Below are 2,866 nucleotides of genomic sequence, written 5' to 3'. Positions count from 1 at the left end.
GACGAGCGACAGGTCCTCGGACTCGACGGCCTTGAGCGTCCGCTCCCACAGGTCGAGGGTGCGGGTGATGGTCGGCGTGTGCAGCCCGTGCTTGTCGACGAACTCGGCCGCCTTGCCGAAGTACTCGGCCTGGATCTCCAGCGCCGACAGCTCGCGGCCGTTGGCCAGCTGCACCTTGCGGCGGCCCGTCATGTCGTGGGCGATCTCGCGGATCGCGCGGATCGGGTTGTCGAGCGTCATGTCGCGCATCGAGACGCCGGCCTCGATCATCCGGAGCACGAGATCGGTCGTCGCCACCTTGAGCAGCGTCGTGGTCTCGCTCATGTTCGAGTCGCCGACGATAACGTGCAGGCGGCGGAAGCGCTCGGCGTCGGCGTGCGGCTCGTCGCGGGTGTTGATGATGGGCCGGGAGCGGGTCGTGGCGCTGGAGACCCCCTCCCAGATGTGCTCGGCGCGCTGGCTGACCGAGAAGATCGTGCCGCGCGGCGTCTGCTGGATCTTGCCCGCGCCGCAGATGATCTGCCGCGACACGAGGAACGGGATCAACACGTCGGCGAGCCGGGCGAACTCGCCCTGCCGGTTGACGAGGTAGTTCTCATGGCAGCCGTACGAGTTGCCGGCCGAGTCGGTGTTGTTCTTGAACAGGTAGATGTCACCCTCGACGCCGTCGTCGGCGAGCCGCTTCTGGGCGTCGATCATGAGCCCCTCGAGGATCCGCTCCCCCGCCCGGTCGTGCGTCACCAGGTCGACCAGGTCGTCGCACTCGGGAGTCGCGTACTCGGGGTGGCTGCCGACATCGAGGTAGAGGCGGGCGCCGTTGCGGAGGAAGACATTGCTGCTCCGGCCCCAGGACACGACCCGGCGGAACAGGTAGCGGGCGACCTCGTCGGGCGACAACCGGCGCTGACCCTTGAACGAGCACGTGACGCCGTACTCGTTCTCGATACCGAAGATCCGCCGGTCCATGTCGTTCAGCCTAGTCCGGAGGGGTCAACCGCGCGGGACGACGCGCGAACTGCCCCGGGCTCGGGAAGCTGGATCCGCAACCCCTCGGACCATACGACGGGGTGTCTGCCACCTCATGCCGCGAGATGAGGTTGAGAACTCACCGTCCCGTCAGGCCTGGAGGGCGGCGACGACATCGGCGTCGCGGAGACGGCGGAACTTGCGGGGCTGCGGCCGGGCCCGGGTGAGGATGCCGACCTCGAGGGCCGAGGCCTCGACCGTACGGGCCGGATCGGTGTCCTGGCCCAGGGCCGTGACGGCGAGCCTGATCGCGGCGGCGAGGTCGAGGCCGGCCGTGTAGTTCTCGCCGAGATACGTCTCGACCTGCTCGCTCTGGCCGCCCATGACGCCGAAGCCCTGCACGTCGGCGACCGAGCCGTCGTACATCAGCCGGTAGACCTGGTCGGCCGACGCCTCGTGGCCCAGCTCGCCGACGAAGATCTCGACCTCGTAGGGCTTCTCGGCCCCCGAGGAGAAGATCGTGCCGAGCGTCTGGGCGTACGCGTTGGCGAGGCTGCGGCCCGTGACGTCCCGGCGGTCGTAGGAGTAGCCGCGCATGTCGGCCAGGCGTACGCCGGCGATGCGGAGGTTCTCGAACTCGTTGTAGCGGCCCACCGCGGCGAAGCCGATGCGGTCGTAGATCTCGCTGATCTTGTGCAGCGCCTGCGACGGGTTCTCCGCGACGAAGAGGATCCCGTCGGCGTACAGGATGACGGCGACGCTGCGTCCGCGGGAGATGCCCTTGCGGGCGAAGTCCGCCCGGTCCTTCATGAGCTGCTCGGGCGAGACGTAGAACTGTTGCGTCATCGGGGTCCTCTCACGTGCCGGGAGTCCAGCGGGGGTGTCAGTTCAGGGGGGCGGCGGGGCCGTCGGGGCGCACGAGGCGGCCCCCGATGACGTCGTCGGCGATCGCGCCGACCTCGTCGTCCGCGAGCCGGCGGTATCCGTCGGACGTGACGACCGAGACGACCGGGAAGATGCGCCGGGTCAGGTCGGGGCCACCGGTGGCCGAGTCGTCGTCGGCGGCGTCATAGAGCGCCTGGATCGCCGCCGTGACGCAGTCGCCCTCGGTGAGCTGGCGGCTGTAGAGCTTCTTGAGCGAGCCGCGGGCGAACACCGAGCCGGAGCCGACGGAGTGGAAGCCGCTGTGCTCCTCGTAGCGCCCGCCGGTCACGTCGTAGGAGAAGATGCGGCCCTGCTGCGTCTCCAGGTCGAAGCCGGCGAACAGCGGCACGACCGCGAGCCCCTGCATCGCCAGGCCGAGGTTGCCGCGGATCAGGGCGGCGAGGCGGTTGGCCTTGCCGTCGGCAGACAGGACGATGCCCTCGATCTTCTCGTAGTGCTCGAGCTCGACCTGGAACAGCCGCACCATCTCGATCGCGAGTCCCGCGCTGCCGGCGATGCCGATGCAGGAGTACTCGTCGGCCGGGAAGACCTTCTGGATGTCGCGCTGGGCGATCACGTTGCCCATCGTGGCGCGGCGGTCGCCCGCCATCACGACACCACCGTCGAAGGTCGCCGCGACGATCGTCGTGGCGTGCGGGGCGATGTCGGAGTAGGCGCCGCTCGCGCGGGAGGCCGCGCCCGGCATGAGCTCGGGGGCGGTCTCGGCGAGGTAGTCGGCGAAGGAGGATGAGTCGGTCAGGCGGGTGCCCTCAGGCAGCATCACTGCCCGCCCTTCTGCACGAAGCTGCGGACGAACTCCTCGGCGTTCTCCTCGAGCACGTCGTCGATCTCGTCGAGGATCGAGTCGACGTCGTCGTCGAGCTTGGCCTTGCTCTCGGCGTCGACCTCGGTCGTCTCGACCTGCTCCTCGGCCTCGGTGGCCTTGCGGGTGCTCTTGTGCTGCTGCTCAGACATG

The 2,866-nt window shown here is 69.2% G+C and carries 4 protein-coding genes; all 4 read right to left on the bottom strand.

Going from position 1 to position 2,866, the window contains the following annotated elements:
• Nucleotides 1–966, bottom strand: a 966-nt coding sequence (gene pafA, locus JWQ91_RS07810; protein WP_297782297.1) for a Pup--protein ligase, incomplete at its 3' end; no start/stop codon positions are given.
• 150 nt (nt 967–1,116) lie between these two features.
• Nucleotides 1,117–1,812, bottom strand: coding sequence for a proteasome subunit alpha (prcA, locus tag JWQ91_RS07805; RefSeq protein WP_297782296.1), 696 nt, complete (start codon nt 1,810–1,812; stop codon nt 1,117–1,119).
• Nucleotides 1,813–1,849: 37 nt separating this feature from the next.
• Nucleotides 1,850–2,671 (bottom strand): proteasome subunit beta, encoded by an 822-nt coding sequence (gene prcB / locus JWQ91_RS07800; protein WP_297782298.1) that lies wholly within the window; start codon nt 2,669–2,671, stop codon nt 1,850–1,852.
• Nucleotides 2,671–2,865, bottom strand: a complete 195-nt coding sequence (locus JWQ91_RS07795; protein WP_297782295.1) for a ubiquitin-like protein Pup — start codon at nt 2,863–2,865, stop codon at nt 2,671–2,673. The genes prcB and JWQ91_RS07795 overlap by 1 nt, the downstream gene beginning before the upstream one ends.
• Nucleotide 2,866 lies beyond the last annotated feature (1 nt).

Source organism: Aeromicrobium sp. (genome assembly GCF_025965075.1).
Classification (GTDB): domain Bacteria; phylum Actinomycetota; class Actinomycetes; order Propionibacteriales; family Nocardioidaceae; genus Aeromicrobium.
The sequence above is the reverse complement of the archived record's forward strand: the minus strand, read 5'-3'. Positions and strand labels throughout refer to the sequence as shown.